The organism is Thalassomonas sp. RHCl1 (assembly GCF_947387555.1).
Taxonomy (GTDB): Bacteria; Pseudomonadota; Gammaproteobacteria; order Enterobacterales; family Alteromonadaceae; genus Thalassomonas.
This window is the reverse complement of sequence record NZ_CANDNZ010000001.1, coordinates 1-15,862: the sequence shown is the minus strand read 5'-3', so window position 1 is coordinate 15,862 and position 15,862 is coordinate 1. Positions and strand designations below refer to the sequence as shown.

The 15,862-nt window shown below is 51.5% G+C and carries 8 protein-coding genes; 7 read left to right on the top strand and 1 reads right to left on the bottom strand.

Annotation, left to right across the window (positions count from 1 at the left end):
- Nucleotides 1-45 precede the first annotated feature (45 nt).
- Genes QL234_RS00040 through QL234_RS00030 form a run of 3 tightly spaced genes read left to right on the top strand, consistent with a single transcriptional unit; the run spans nt 46 to nt 2,937 of the window.
- Complete coding sequence (locus QL234_RS00040; RefSeq protein ID WP_281555837.1) at nt 46-2,235, top strand: CHASE domain-containing protein; 2,190 nt, start codon at nt 46-48, stop codon at nt 2,233-2,235.
- A complete protein-coding gene (locus tag QL234_RS00035) occupies nt 2,213-2,581 on the top strand; it encodes a response regulator (RefSeq protein ID WP_281555836.1) in 369 nt (122 codons plus the stop codon). The genes QL234_RS00040 and QL234_RS00035 overlap by 23 nt, the downstream gene beginning before the upstream one ends.
- Before the next feature lie 26 nt (nt 2,582-2,607).
- Nucleotides 2,608-2,937 (top strand): Hpt domain-containing protein, encoded by a 330-nt coding sequence (locus tag QL234_RS00030; protein WP_281555835.1) that lies wholly within the window; start codon nt 2,608-2,610, stop codon nt 2,935-2,937.
- A gap of 4 nt (nt 2,938-2,941) precedes the next feature.
- Here the strand turns inward: QL234_RS00030 and QL234_RS00025 are convergent, their stop codons facing one another.
- Nucleotides 2,942-3,406 carry a cyclic nucleotide-binding domain-containing protein gene (locus QL234_RS00025; RefSeq protein ID WP_281555834.1) on the bottom strand — a complete coding sequence of 155 codons (465 nt, stop codon included), beginning with the start codon at nt 3,404-3,406 and terminating at the stop codon, nt 2,942-2,944.
- Between the two features lie 463 nt (nt 3,407-3,869).
- On the opposite strand from QL234_RS00025, the gene QL234_RS00020 reads away from it, so the two are divergent.
- From QL234_RS00020 to QL234_RS00005, 4 genes are all read left to right on the top strand, one after another.
- Complete coding sequence (locus QL234_RS00020) at nt 3,870-4,850, top strand: TauD/TfdA family dioxygenase (RefSeq protein WP_281555833.1); 981 nt, start codon at nt 3,870-3,872, stop codon at nt 4,848-4,850.
- Nucleotides 4,851-4,952: 102 nt separating this feature from the next.
- The gene (locus QL234_RS00015) at nt 4,953-7,010 is read left to right on the top strand and encodes an AMP-binding protein (RefSeq protein WP_281555832.1); all 2,058 of its coding nucleotides are present in this window, start codon (nt 4,953-4,955) and stop codon (nt 7,008-7,010) included.
- Nucleotides 7,010-11,872: a non-ribosomal peptide synthetase gene (locus tag QL234_RS00010; RefSeq protein ID WP_281555831.1), complete on the top strand. Its 4,863-nt coding sequence runs from the start codon at nt 7,010-7,012 to the stop codon at nt 11,870-11,872. Before QL234_RS00015 ends, QL234_RS00010 begins: the two co-directional genes overlap by 1 nt.
- Before the next feature lie 10 nt (nt 11,873-11,882).
- Nucleotides 11,883-15,862, top strand: a 3,980-nt coding sequence (locus QL234_RS00005; protein ID WP_281555830.1) for an amino acid adenylation domain-containing protein, incomplete at its 3' end; no start/stop codon positions are given.

The window sequence follows — 15,862 nt, the reverse complement described above, 5'->3', positions numbered from 1 at the left end:
CGGGATGAACTAAGCTAATTATCAATTATTTGTGGATAAGCCCCCGTGATAATAACAGACAGTTTTCTCTTAAAGCCCAGCGTTATCACCAGTTTTGTACTGGGTCTGCTGTTATCTTATCTCGGCCATCAGTTCACCTTAAATCAGGAAAACAAGGAAATAAGCCACGAATTAAATACCATTAAACTCCTCTATCAGACAGCTTTTGTCCGGGAGCTGGAATTAAACATTGAAATATTAAAAGACGTCAGAAAGTTCTATCAGTCTTCCAACCTGGTTACCCGGGAAGAATTCCAACAATTTACCGTTGAAACCATAGAAAAAATACCGGCGATCAAAGCCCTCGAATGGATCCCTAGGGTACCGCTAACCGAAATAGACCAGTATATTAAAAAAGCCCGGGATGACGGCTTAACCGACTTCGACATCACCCAAAGCGACCCCCGGGGTAATATGGTCGTAGTAGAGCGCAATAAAGCCTTTTATTATCCGGTTTTTTATGTCGAACCTCTTAAAGGCAATGAAAAGGCCTTAGGTTATGATCTTTCCTCCAGCCCGGCACGGAAAAAAACCATCATAGCCAGTATGAACTCGGGAGAAACCCTGGCAACATCGCCGATCCAACTGGTACAGGATCAGCAAAAAGCAGCCGCCTACCTGTTTATGGAGCCGATTTACCGCGGCGACAGAACACTGCGCCAGGCCCGGCTGGAAAACTTCCAGGGCTTTGCCTTAGGGGTGTTTCGTATCCAACCGCTTTTTTTATCTTCCTTAAATTCAACCGGCTTATATAACAGCGAAATCCTGGTACATATGGAAGATATCAGCGAAGCCGGCTCGCCGGTCTCACTTTTTAAAACCTATAATAAAGAGCCGGATCAGGAAGCCGTCCACTACCGGCAAACCATCACGACCAAGCGCCTGGGACGAACCTGGCGGATGACCCTGCACCCAAGCCAGGAATTTATCAGGCAGTTTCAAAGCAACAGGGCGAAAATCGTCTTTATTTCCGGCATGGCCTTTACCTTACTGGTGATTTCATTCCTCTATCTGCTGATTGGCCGGGAACGGAAAGTCCGGTTACTGGTCGAACACAGAACCAGACAATTGCAACTGGAGCAGCGCCGTAGCCAGGTAATACTCGATACCACTCTCAACGCCATCATTACCATCAATGGCGCTGGCCTTATCCAGTCGTGCAATCCCGCCGGGCAAAAATTATTCGGCTACCGGGAGACCGAACTGTTAAACAATAATATCAAAATGTTAATGCCTTCCCCTTATGCCCAGCAGCATGATAAATATCTGAATAACTATCTGACAAGCAATATCGGCCATATCATAGGCGGCGGCCGGGAAGTCACGGGGTTGAAAAAAGACGGGTCGACCTTCCCGATGTTCCTCTCGGTAGACAAGGCAAGCCTGGAAGATACCATTATTTTTGTCGGCGTTATTATCGATTTATCCCAGCAGAAGGAAAACGAAAAAATATTAGTGGACGCCAAAGAGAAAGCAGAAATGCACTCCCGGGCAAAAAGTGAATTTCTCAGCATGATGAGCCATGAGCTGAGAACACCTTTAACCGTCATCCTCGGCTATCTGCCCCTGCTCACCGACAGAAATAAATTACCGCTTCCCGAGGTCATTGCAGAAATAGCCAATGAAATGAAAGACTCGGGGGAACATTTATTAGTACTTATCAATGACATTTTAGATATATCCAAGATAGAAGCCGGCAAATTGGAAATAAAACGTCAATGGCAAAATAGCCATAGCCTGGTGGAAGAATGCCTGCAGGCACTGGAAAAAAGCGCAAAAAATAAAAACCTTAAATTAATCAACCAGGTGCCTGACTTAAGAATATTCTCGGATCCCACCCGGATCAAACAGATCTTCATCAATTTACTTAGCAATGCCATCAAGTTTACCGATCAGGGCACTATTACCGTGCGCGGCGAACAAAGCGAAAAAAATATTATTTTTGAAGTAGAGGATACCGGCTGCGGCATAGATAACAGCGTCTTACCCCTGCTTTTTGACAAATTCTATCAAGTCGACAGCAGCAGCAAGCGTAAAGTCAGGGGCACAGGTTTAGGACTGGCTATCACCAAACGCCTGATCGAATTGCACGACGGCAAAATCAGTGTCGCCAGCCAAAAAGGTGTAGGTACTACATTCACCTTCTCAATCAACAACATACTGGAAGCAAACCATGAGCTCAATTCTACTGGTTGAAGATGACCAAGTGATCAGGAAAATGATCACCATGCGGCTGCAGCTTCACGGATTCGAAGTCGATACCGCAGTAAACGGACTGCAGGGAGTAGAAAAAGCCAATGGCCGTTTATATGATGCTATATTAATGGATATGCATATGCCGGTAATGGACGGCCATGAGGCCACAAGAGTCCTCCGGGAGCAGGGTTATCAGGGACTGATTATTGCGGTTACCGCATCGGTAATGTCAGACGAAACCAATAAAGCCATCAACATCGGCTGCAATCATTTCATCCCTAAACCTATTGAAGTCACGTTCGAAGATCAGGTGGCGGAATTTATCACCCGATATAAAGACGGTTAATCCGATAATGGCCATTCGGGATCGCTATGGACAATAAAGAAGAATTACTGAAACAGCAACTGCAAGAGTTAAAAGCCGGTTATCAGCAGGAATTACCGGAAAGGTTGGCAGAAATAAAGGATTTATGGCAAAAAATAGCCATTCGCTGGTCAGGGCAAAACCTGACGGCGCTCAGTACTTGTCTTCACCGCATCTCTGGCTCGGCCGCTTCATTCGGTTACCCTGAACTGGGTACCTGCGCCGCAAAAGCCGAGCAGTTATTAAAGCCCTACGATAAGGCGGACAGGCCCCCCGACAGCAGCCAGCTGCAAATATTAACCTCGGCACTGCAACAAGTGTTTCAATACCCCTGTTAAACCGTTATTGCTGCTGGCAAGAATACAGCTGCTCGTTTAACCTGTCGATACGCCTGACCAGCTCTTCCATCATATGATCTTTGATCAACTCACGCATTTTCCCCGGCAGCCGCCGAAACTGCTTACGCGACATCCTCATGGCAAAAATATTGCTTTCTGCCACCACCGACGCGGTGCGCGGGGCATCCCTGACCAAACCGCACACCCCGATAACATCACCGGCAGATAACACATCAAACTCTTTTCTGTCCTGCACCACTTTCGCACTGCCGCTGAGCAAAAGATAAAAATTATTTTCCACCTCCCCCTGGCGAATAAAAACCTCACCGGCGGGTATTTGATAAAAAATTTGCTGGTTATCCGACAAAATACGGATTTCATCGGGTAGCAGATCGCTAAACAGGCTCAGGCGGCTAATGATCTCATAAGCCTTGAAGCTGGGCACTTTTTTAACTTTGATGGTCGACAAAGCATCCCTCCGTAGGCGTTTCAGCTAAGCTGTAAGGTAAAAGCTTTTCCATTCATAATGTTAACAACAATAAAACAACAATCCCCCTAAAAGGGCAATCATGGCAAGCTCTGTTAAATTGCCAAAATTAACAATGACTAAGGCTAATATAAGCTTAGTTCATATTCACCAAGCTGCCGCCGTCAATCCTTTAAACCATCGCCCGGGAAACAGGGCAGTTTCACTGCCCGGTTTTGCCAATAAAGATAAATAGCTTCACTCACCGGTCCCCTTGTAGCACCAGAGCGTAGCAAATTTAACTAACCTCAGCTTTAAATTGAAAAAAAACAAAAATACAAAGCATTTATCTTAGTGATTAATATTGCAAATGATAATAATTCCTATTAACATATATAAATACTAACAATTATCGTTTGTTCATTGCTGCAGATCCCTGCGGTCATGAACCTAAAAAGGGAATACAGTGTCAGCAAATCCAGAAGTACTCTACCCATCCATTGCCATCAGCCCACTGTTTGAAGGCAGTCGTTTACCTTTACTGGTTACCCCTGCCGGTAACGCTTCCTTAAAGCACTGTCTCAGTGACATCCAGCTATTGGTAAGCAAGGAGCTTTATCTTAGCGGCGGCCTGTTATTTCACGGCTTTGAGCTGGACGCAGAAATGGAGTTTACCCATTTTTGCCAGTCTTTCGGTTATGATTTACTTAACTATGACTATGCCTCCACTCCACGCAGCCAGGTCAATAAAGGCGTATATACTTCAACCGAATATCCTGCCCACCAAAGTATTCCCTTACATAATGAGCAGGCTTATACCACCAGCTGGCCGATGAAAATCTGGTTTAACTGCGTCATTGCATCAGAAGAAGGCGGGGAAACGCCGATTGCCGACAGCCGTCTTGTCTATCAGGAACTTGATAGCGTTATCAAAGACAAATTTATCAGGCACGGCCTGCTCTATGTCCGCAATTACGGCAACGGCCTGGATCTGCCCTGGCAAAAAGCCTTCAACACCGAGAACAAAGGCGATGTCGAAACCTTCTGCCGCAGCAATAACATTGACTTTATCTGGAAAGAAGACGGTGAATTACAAACCCGGCAGATCTGCCAGGCGGTAGCCCAGCATCCGTTCACCCAAGAGATGGTCTGGTTTAACCAGGCGCACTTGTTCCATGTCTCTAACCTCGACCCTGCCATCCGTGAAACCCTGCTGTCCATTGTCGGCGAACAGGATCTGCCGCGAAATGTTTATTACGGCAACGGCGAGCGCATAGCCGACCATGAACTTGACCATATCCGCCAGGTACTCGAACGCTGCCAGATCAGCTTTCCCTGGCAAGTGGGCGATATCATGATGCTCGATAACATGCTCAGCGCCCATGCCCGCAGTCCCTTTAAGGGAGAGCGCAAAGTCATCGTCGCCATGGCCGAGCCCCATAGCTAATTAAGAAACCCGGCAATCCGCCGAATATTGCAAACAAACATCAGGCTAAGGAGGGCCACCCCTCCTTATTTTCCTATTACCGAAACCTATAGGTAATTTCGCATGAATAATACATCTGTTTTACCCTCAGCCACCAACTGGGTTCAAGTATTAGAACATCAGGCCCGTACTGCGGCAAACCATAAAGCTATCAGTGAGTTGTCCTCAGAGCTGGAGCAAAGCAATCAACTGAGTTATCTGGAACTGACACAGCAGGCCAAAGCCCTGGCCGTTGAACTCTCCCGGCAAACCAGCTTTGGCGACCGCGTGCTGCTGGTAATGCCCAGCAGCGTCGATTATATCGTGGGCTTTTTTGCCTGCGTCTATGCCGGGGTAATAGCGGTTACCGCCTATCCGCCGCACCTGAAAAAGCGCGACTGGTACCGCCTCAATGCCATTGCCGCCGACTGCCAGCCCGCGATAGTGCTGTATTCACAACAGCAAAGCACCCAGGTAGACAACTGGCTGCAAAACTCAGATTTCGCCATGAAAAAAATGATCGTCGGTGAGCAGGATATCCGCAATGCCGCGTTATGGCGTCAGGGAAACATTGACGAAAACGACCTGGTCTATCTGCAATACAGCTCAGGCTCTACCGGCAGCCCGAAAGGAGTGATGCTCAGCCATGCCAACCTGCTCAGCAATACCCGGTTGATCGCCGGCCACTACGGCATGACCGCGGATGACAAGCTCATTAACTGGCTGCCGCTGTTCCATGACATGGGTCTCGTGGGCTGCATACTTTCACCGGTACTGGCGGGAGCAGAAATTTTACTGATGCAATCCGCCTCGGTGGCACAACAGCCGTTAAAATTATTAACCGCTATTTCACAACATAAGGCCACAATCACCGCCGGACCCAACTTTATTTTCGATCTGGCTAGCGCCCGGATTTCAGCCGAAGAAAAAGCCCGCTTGGACTTAAGCCCGTTAAAGGCCTTTGTCAACGGTGCCGAGCCCATCAATGCCCAAACCATCAAGTCTTTTACCGACTACTTTGCCGATGCCGGCCTGGCAGCAAATGCGGTCAAACCTAGCTATGGTATGGCAGAAGCCTGCCTTATGGTCACCTGCACCGGCCAGGAGCAAAGCTATCACCTCGTGTCTGTGGATAAGGACCAGCTGCAGCTGGATAAAGCCATCAGCGCAACACAAAATACCCAGGAACTTGCCGCTTCCGGCAGCATGATTGAGGGACTCGAGGTAAAAATTATTCACCCGGACACCCGGGTATCGCTACCGGATACCTATATCGGTGAAATCATGTTCCGCGGCGACAGCGTCTGTCGGGGCTACTGGCAGAAGCCGGAATTAAACGAAAAAACCTTCAACCAGGTGATCGACGGCGAAACCGGCTATATGTGCAGCGGCGATCTCGGCTTTATCAAAAACAACCAGCTGTTTGTCACCGGACGGCGCAAAGAAATGTTTATTATCAACGGCCGCAACTTTTATCCTCAGGATCTGGAAAAAACCGTCACCCGGGTAGGTCCCGAGGTGATGATCCACGGCGGCGCCGTTTTTGAAATCCCGGGCCAGGATCCGAGCGAAAACCGCCTGGTACTGGTACAGGAGCTTTCCCGTAAAGGCCTGGCCCTGAAAGATCACAGTGAATTGCTCAAAAACATCTTATCCCAGGTGGCTGAGGTGCACGAAGTCAAGCTCACCGATATCGTGCTGCTGCGCCCGATGGCATTGCCCAAAACCACCTCGGGAAAAATTCAGCGAGTCGGCTGCCGCGAGGCCTATTTAAACAACCAGCTGACCATAGTCGACAGCTGGCAACAGCCAAAAGCAGATAATCACAGCTCACAGCAATTACCCGAAATAGAAGCCGGTTGCGCCAAATCGATTGCCGCCTGGATCAGTGCCTGGGTCGCCCAGAGATTTGGCCTGCCTGCTGAAGAGGTGACGCAAACACAGGAATTAAGCCAGCTGGGACTGGACTCGATCGACGCCATGACCCTGACCCATGAGTTATCGGTACGCCTGGGTAAAGCATTAACCGCTGATTTATCCTGGACTTACCCCAGCATCGAAGCCCTGGCCGATTTCCTCGCCAACAAAGATCATGACAGCCAAAACTCCGGCTACTCAGAGCCGTTAGAGGGAGTGATCTAATGTCAAAGCAGTTATTACAGCTCTGCTGGCAGCAAGGCATCCGCTTATCTTTGAACGGTGAAAACCTCGGCTTTAAAGCCGCTCCCGGCGCCATGACGCCAGAAATCATGGCGAAAATCAAAGCAAACAAAGGCGCATTAATAAAGCAACTTAAACAGACGCCGGATTACTTCAATGCCAGGCCGCTAAGCGCCAACGAGCGCTCGCTGTGGTTCCTGTACCGCATGCAGCCGGACAGTGTTGCCTACAACATGGCCTATGCGGTCAAATTGCGCCCGGGTTTTGATGCCGAAGGCATCCAGCAGGCTCTGGACAGCTTGATCCTGGCACACCCAATCCTCGGCTGCCATTATGGCGAGAGAGACGGTATTGCCCTGCAGTGGTTGACCCCGGGAGGCATCAAGCCGCTATCCGTCAGCGAAATGCACCAGGGAGAACAGGAAGAAATTGATGCCTGGCTGAGCCGTCAGGCAGATGAACCGCTGGCGCCGGACCAGGGTAAAACCTGCCACAGCGCCCTGCTGTGTAACCATCACCAACAAGGTACAGATCACTACCTGATCTTAGTGGTACACCATATTGCCGCCGACTTTATTTCCTTTGAGATCTTGCGCCGGGATCTGCTGCGCCTGCTCAACAAGCAGGATGTTGCCAGGCGCCAGTTTGAGCAGTATGACTACCAGGACTGGTTATACGAACAAAAAAACCGGCCGGAGGACGAAGCCTATTGGCTGGAGTCATTGGCGGATGTGCCCCAGCTCCAGCTGCCCACAGACTTTGCCCATGGTCTCGAACGCCAGTCTGCCGGTGAAGAAATACAGCACCGGATCGGGGAAGACCTTGCCGGAAAAATCCGCCAGGCCTGCCGCGAATTAAAAGTCACCCCTTACCTGTGGTGGCTGGCTTCTTTCCAGTGGTTTATGGCGCGGTTATCGGGACAGAACGATTTTATTATCGGCACCCCGAGTGCCGGCCGTTTAAAACCTGAGCATAACGAACTGGTAGGTTACCTGGTCAACCCGCTGGCACTGCGCTGCCAGATAGACAATAACACCAGCTTCCCGTTATGGCTCGAGCAGGTCAAAGCGCAAATGCAGGCGGCGATGAAGCACCAGGCCTATCCTTTTGCCAACCTGGTAGACAAACTGGATTTTGCCCGCAGCGAAGGACGCAGCCCGGTATTCCAGCATATGTTTACCCTGAATCAGCTGCATCAGGACGAATTAACAGCGAAAGTGATCGAGCAGGAACTGCTCACCGAACAAAGGGGTGCCGCCCATGAACTTAACCTGGTGGTGGTCGACGATAAAACAAACTTTAACTGCAAATGGCGTTACAACAACAGCCTGTACCGCAGGGAAACGGTTGAAACTATCCTGGCCATGTTTGAACACTTTGCCGCCGGGCTGGTTGAACATAAGCATCAGCCACTAAAAGACTTCAACATCAGCCCGCAGGCACTGGCTTCTGCCCTGAGCGGAAAAAGCCAGCAGCCAGGCGCCGACACTGCCTGGCAGGCTTTTGAGCAGCAACTGACCTTAAAGCCGCAGGGCAAAGCGCTGCAATCCGGCCCTATCAGCCAAAGTTATTATGAGATGGCCGGCGACATAGAGCAGCAGGCCAAGGTACTGCAACAGCAAGGTATCCGCCCCGGTGACCGTGTTGGCCTGTGCCTAGAGCGCTCCATCAGCCAGGTCAGCCTAATGTTTGCCTGCTGGCGCCTTGGCGCAAGTTTTGTCGTCCTCGATCCCCAGTGGCCACAAAAACGCCTAAGCTACATAGTCGCAGACGCCCGCCTTAAGCTAGTGATCGCACAGCAAACCACAGCTTTAGCCGATGCCACAGCCACCTTAGATCTGGACAGAATAAACGAGCCGGTGAATGAGACCCTTTCACCCTGCCCGCTTAAAGCAGACGATGAAGCCTATGTCATCTACACCTCGGGCTCTACCGGCCAGCCCAAAGGCGTTTCCGTAAGCCAGCAAAACCTGATGTATTATGTCCATGGCCTGATGCAGCAGCTGGAGTTAAGCCCGGATGCCAGCATGGCCAGCCTATCCGCCCACAGCGCCGACCTCGGTTACACCGCCCTGTTCGGTGCCTTGCTCACCGGCCGCACCTTAAGGCTGCTGGGGGAATCCCTGGCACTGGATACCCAGGCCCTGGTATTGGAACTGACGGTACGGCCGCTGGATTGCTTAAAAATCGTGCCGTCCCACCTCAACGGCTTGCTGCTGGCTGCAGAAAATAACGCCCTGCTGCCGCGCCAGGCGCTGATTTTCGGCGGCGAAGCCTTGCCCTCCCAGCTGGTAGAGAAAATTCACCAGCAGCAACCCGAGCTGGCGCTATACAACCATTACGGCCCGACGGAAACCACGGTCGGTGTGCTGGTCAATAAAATCAGCCGGGAAAATGATCAGCCGATCGCCCTGGGTCAGCCTTTGGCCAATGTCCAAACCAAAGTGGTCGACAGCTGCGGCCATCTTGTTGCCCAAGGCCTGCCGGGAGAGCTGCATATTGCCGGTCCCACGGTAAGCCAGGGTTACCTCAACCGCCCGGAGCAAACCGCCGCCAGCTTTTATCAAGGACAGGGACAAACCTGGTACCGCACCGGCGATGCCGTGGTGCAGCGCGGGCAAGCCATTTATTACCTGGGACGGACAGATTTCCAGGTAAAAATCCGCGGCCACAGGGTTGAGCCGGGCGAAATAGAGCACAGGCTGCAGCAAGATATCCAAAACGCCGTAGTGGTCAATAAACCTGAAACAAACGGCAAAAACCGTTTAGTGGCCTATGTGGTGGCGACACCGGAGCAAATCTCGGCCGTGCGCGAACAGATGGCCAGCGAGTTGCCGCCCCATATGATGCCGGCCCTATGGCAGGCGCTGCCCGAGCTGCCGCGCCTGGCCAACGGCAAGGTTAACCGCCAGCAGTTGCCTGAGCCGGAAGCAGCAGACAAGCAGGCAGACGCCGAAGCAGAAAAGCAAACAAGTACTGCAGAAAGCGAGACAGAACAAGCCTTGCTGGCCATCTGGCAGGAATTGCTGGGACAAGAACAGATAGGCATCAACGATGACTTCTTTAGCCTGGGGGGAGACTCTATCCTGGGATTACAGGTGATAGCCAAAGCCCGCAAGCAGGGGCTTACCCTGACGCCGCAGCAAATCTTCCAGCATAAAACCATTGCCAGACTGGCACAAATAACGGCACCAAGGGCCAAAGCGCAGCAAGGACTTAAACAAAGCGAACAAGCCTTACTGACTATAGTCAGGCAGATACTGGGCAAAGAAGACTTCAGCGTTGACGACGACTTCTTCGCCCGCGGCGGCGATTCAATCTTAAGCCTGCAAGTGGTAGCCGGTGCCAGAAAGGCCGGTATCAATATCCTGCCCAAAGATATTTTTAAGCATAAAACCATTGCCGCCCTGGCCGCCCAGCTGCCGGAGCAGGAACAAAGCAGCAACCAGGCATCCGCTTCAGCAAGACAGCAAACGGCCTTTGCCTTAACCCCGATCCAACATTGGTTCTTTGAGCAACAACTGGCAAAACCCCAGCACTGGAACCAGGCGTTATTGCTCGACTGCCAACAAGCCATGGAGCTTGATGCCTTACGCCGGGCCACTGCCCAGGTATTACAGCGCCATCCCAGCCTGAGCCTGGCTTTTAAACAAGAAGGCGACAGCTGGCAACAACAATATCAGGCCTATCAGCCAGCTTGGGCGGAACAGGTAGTGAAACAGGCATCCGAGGCCCCTTCAGCAGAAGTATTAAACCGCTACCAGGGGGAATTTGAGCTGCACTCTGCCCCCTTACTGCGTATCGTTTACTTCCCAACCAGCAAACAGCTGCTGCTCAGCGCCCATCACCTGATTGTCGATGCCGTCTCCTGGCAAATCATACTGGAAGAGTTATTTAGCCTGTATCAGCAGCTAATTGCGGGGAAAACAGCTAAAATTTCGGGTAAAAGCGGTGATTTTTCTTTATGGCAACAGGCACTGGAAAAACAGGTCCAGATTTATCAGCAAGACACCTTAGTGCGCTATTGGCAAGATCAGCTCAGCAGCGATCAAGCTTATCAGCGGGAGCAGCACAGTGATAACACCTATGGCAACAGCCGCCATTGCAGTTTATCCCTGGACGAATCCCTGACCTCGGCTTTATTAACTACCGCCTGTCACAGTTATAACAGCCAAATCCAGGAGTTGCTGCTCACCGCATTGGTGCAGGTACTAAGCTCCTACCTGGGGCAGGATAAGATCACCATAGAGCTCGAAGGCCATGGCCGGGAGAGCGATATTCTCGGCGCAGATGCTGACTTAGATCTTTCCGCCACCAGCGGTTGGTTCACCAGCCGTTATCCGCAAAAATTTACCGCGGTAAACGAGCCGGAGCAGGCCATCATCCAGGTGAAAGAACAGCTGCGCAATATTCCCGACAAGGGACTGAGCTACGGCCTGCTGCGTTACCTGACAAACAAGCCGTTAACAGATAAAAGCTGGGGCCAGTCATCGCTGGTATCCTTCAACTATTTAGGCCAGCAAAATACATCAGATAAACTGGGCTTTAGCTTAAACCAGATGCTCTGCCCCGGCATGCGCGCCGCAGAAAACCAGCGCCCGCACCTGCTGGATATCAACGCCGTGATCAACCAGGGCATGCTGCACTTTGACTGGTGTTACCCGGGCAGCGATCCGGCATTTGCCGACATCCCGCAGCTGGCACAAGCCTTTAAGCAACAAGTGATCGACCTTATCCGCCATTGCGCCACGCCGGCAATTGGCCGGGCAACGGCTGCCGACTTCCCCAATGCCGGGATCAATGACAACCAGTTCATCGATCTTTTATCTGAGCTAATGAGTTAACCGAATTCCCATGACTAATCCATCGACTAGACAACTGACAACGCCGTCAGATAAGCAACTAAAGCAATTATCGAAAAATATCGAAAGTATTTACCCCCTGGCTCCGGTTCAGCAAGGCATGTTATTCCATACCCTGATGCACCCGGGCACAGGTATGTACCTGCAGCAATATCAGCATACTATGGTCATGGACGACCTGGACGTTGCCGCCTTTGAAAAAGCCTGGCAAGCGGTGGTCGACCGCCATCCTTTGCTGCGTACCGCTTTCGTTCACGAAACCCAGGAACGCCCGTTGCAGGTAGTATTTAAATCCGCCAAGCTGCCGTTTGAATACCTGGATTTGGGCCACTTAGAGGCAACGGAGCAAAAAGAAAAAATCGAGCGCATGCTCGCCGATGAGCGTCAAAGCGGCCTGCCCTTTAACCGGGCGCCAATGATGCTGATACGCCTGATCAAATTATCGGACAATCGCTATCATTTTATCCGCAGCTACCACCATATCCTGATGGATGCCTGGTGCTTCGGCATCGTCATGTCCGATTACCTCAGCTTTTACCGCCACTACACCAAAGGCACAACGCTGGAACTGACACAACCCGCCCTTTATGAGGACTATATTGCTTATCTGGAACAGCAAGATCCGCTGGCGCAGCAAGATTTCTGGCAAAAAAACCTGGCAGGATTCACTGCCCCAACTTCCTTGGGGATCAGCCAGAAAGGCAAGTTTAAAGACCCGCAAGCGGATCTGAGCCGGGATATCATTACCCGGTTGAACAAAACGCAAAGCAGCGCCCTGGTGCAAATCGCCGGTGAATTCGAGATCACCCTTAATACCTTACTGCAGGCGGCCTGGGCACAAACCTTGGCTTATTACAGCAACCAGCAGGATGTCGTTTTCGGGGTCACGGTCGCAGGACGCTCACTGGCGCTGCCGGGCATAGAGTCCATCGTCGGCCTGTTTATCAATACCCTGCCGCTGCGCTGCCACCCTGATCCGGAGAAAAACCTGGGACAATGGCTTAAGGGACTGCAGCAGGACAACCTCTTGATGCGTGAAAACGAACAGGTACCTCTCTCCCAGATACAGCAATGGAGCGAGGTTAAGCGCCAGGATCTGTTCGAGAGCATTTTTGTCTATGAAAATGCCAATATGTACAAATCCCTGAGCCAGGAAGCTCTTGAATTTGAAGTGGAAAGCGCCGAAAACCGCTCCAACCTCAATTACCCGCTGACGGTAACGGTACTACCGGCAGAAGAGATACAGCTGGAACTGACCTATGCCACCGCCGATTTCGCTGCCGGCGATGTCGAAAAAATGCTGGCTTACTTCAAGTCTTTACTGCTCAATATCATAGCGCTGGAACAGCCGAAACAAGCAAACCTGGCCGCTGTGATACCTGAACCGGCCGCCTTATGCCTGGCCGGGAAGGACATCCCGGCTAAGCTTAACGCCTGCCAGCGCTTTGCCGAACTGGCCACACAACAACCGGATGCCGATGCCGTGATCTGTGAACACGGCCGCCTCAGTTATGCCCAGCTCGACAACCGCAGCAATGCCCTGGCCCACTACCTCAAAGCCGAGCATAAAGTCGGTGCCGACACCTTAGTGGGGCTTTTTGTCGACCGCTCTATCGACATGGTGGTGGCCATGCTGGCAATCCTTAAAGCCGGCGGCGCCTATGTGCCGTTGGATCCGTCTTTTCCCGTCACCAGACTGGACTATATGGCCAAAGATGCCGGACTTGACATCCTGCTGACCCAGGCGCATTTAAGCGGCCATGCCCTGTTCGAACATCACAGCGGCATTGCCCTGGATACACAGGCTTTTGAGCAAACGCTGGCACAATACCGGGACCTGCCGCCGCTTCCCCTGGACATCAGTCCCCAGGATCTCGCTTATGTCATTTACACTTCAGGCACCACGGGCAAGCCTAAAGGCGTCATGGTAGAGCACGGACAACTGAGCCACTTCCTGGTCAATGTCCGGGAGCGCTACCGGATTTCGGCACAAGACAGGGTAATGCAGTTTTCCACCATCAATTTCGATATCTCCGTGGAAGAATGTTTTGGCGCCCTCTGTTTCGGCGCCGCCCTGGTACTCAGGGATGAACGCTGCATCTCAGATCCCGGTCACTTTTATCGTTTCTGTGGGCAGCACGAGATTTCCGTAGTCAGTTTACCTACCGCCTTCTGGCACCAGCTATCTGTTTACCCGATCGAGCAATTGCCCGCATCGCTGCGCCTTATTATCGTCGGCGGCGAAGCCCTGCAAAGCGAACGAGTCAAAAGCTGGTTTAACCGTTATCAGCAGGCGGAGCTCATCAATACCTATGGTCCGACGGAAACCACTGTTACCGCTTGCGGTTATGTTATCAACGCAAAGAACGCTGATAGCAGCGAACAACCCATAGGCATGGCCAATGCCAATACCCGCCTCTATATTTTAAACGACAAGTTACAGCCGGTGGCGCCGGGAAGCTGCGGCGAACTTTATATCGGCGGCGCAAGTGTTGCCCGCGGTTATTTAAATCAGGAGGAAATGACCAGGGAGCGCTTTATTCAGACACCTTTATCGGCAGATCGCCTCTACCGCAGCGGCGACCTGGTACGTTGCAATACCGATAACCAACTGGAATTTATCGGTCGCATCGATGATCAACTCAAAATCCGTGGCTTTCGAGTCGAGCTAGGGGAAATAGAACAGGCATTAGGCAAATGTGCTGATATTAACGATGCGGTTGTTGTCGCAAAAGCCAACGACAGCGGCGATAAACAGCTGGTGGCTTATGTGGTCAGTAGCAGCCCCGTCACAGAGGAGCACCATTTTATTACCTCCCTGCGCCAAACCCTTGCCCAGGATTTGCCCGACTACATGATGCCATCGTCCTTTATGCTGCTGGACAAGCTGCCGCTGACTGCTAACGGAAAAGTTGACCGCAAGGGCTTGCCCGAGCCCGAGCTGTCATCGGCGCCGGAGCAGTATCTTGCCCCCAGCACGGCAACCGAAAAACTCTTGTGCCAGGTATGGCAGCAAGTCCTGGGCGTTCCCCGGGTCGGTGTCCGGGATAACTTCTTTGAACTGGGCGGACATTCCCTGCTGGTGATGCAGGTGATGTCTCAATTGCAAAAAGCTGGCTTAGCAATGGAGGCCCGCCAGTTATTCAGTGCCCCTTCGCTGGCCGAGCTGGCATATGAACTGGATAACAGGGCACAAGAGAAGGTACCAGCCTTTAAAGCAGCCGATAATATTATTCCGGATAATGCCTCTGTGATCACTCCGGATATGCTGCCGCTGATAGACCTGAGCCAGGAAGACATAGAAAAAATCATCGCTAAAGTACCCGGGGGTACTGCCAATATCCAGGATATCTATCCGCTGGCGCCGCTGCAACAGGGGATCTTATTCCATCATATGATGGACCCGAAAAACGATCCTTATGTAATGCCCACCTACCTGAAAATAACCGGCACAGATAGTTTTAACCGCTTTATTTTTGGACTGAACCAGGTTATTGCCCGTCACGACACTCTGCGCACTGCCGTGCTCTGGCGCGACATGCCACAGCCGGTGCAGGTGGTTTACCGCAGCGCCGAGCTGCCGGTTAACCGTGTCAGCCTGCCGGGCGATGACAATGACGACCTGCTCAGCCGCTTCAAGGCCTATGATAAGGATCAGACGCTGGCGGTTAATATCGAACAGGGACCACTGCTTAGCCTGACAGTTGCCCATAATAGCAACAGTGATGAATATATAATCCGCCTGCTGGATCACCATGTGATCTCAGATCATGTCACCATTGATATCATCCAACAAGAATTGTCGCTTATCTTTACCGGACAGCAAGAACTGTTGCCTGAGCCGGTACAATACCGGGAATTTGTCGCTTTTGCCAAACACCAGGAGCAACAGCAAGATGATGCCGCCCGGGAATTCTTTAACAAGCAGCTCGGCGATATCAGCGAAACCTGTGCCCCCTTTAACCTGATGAA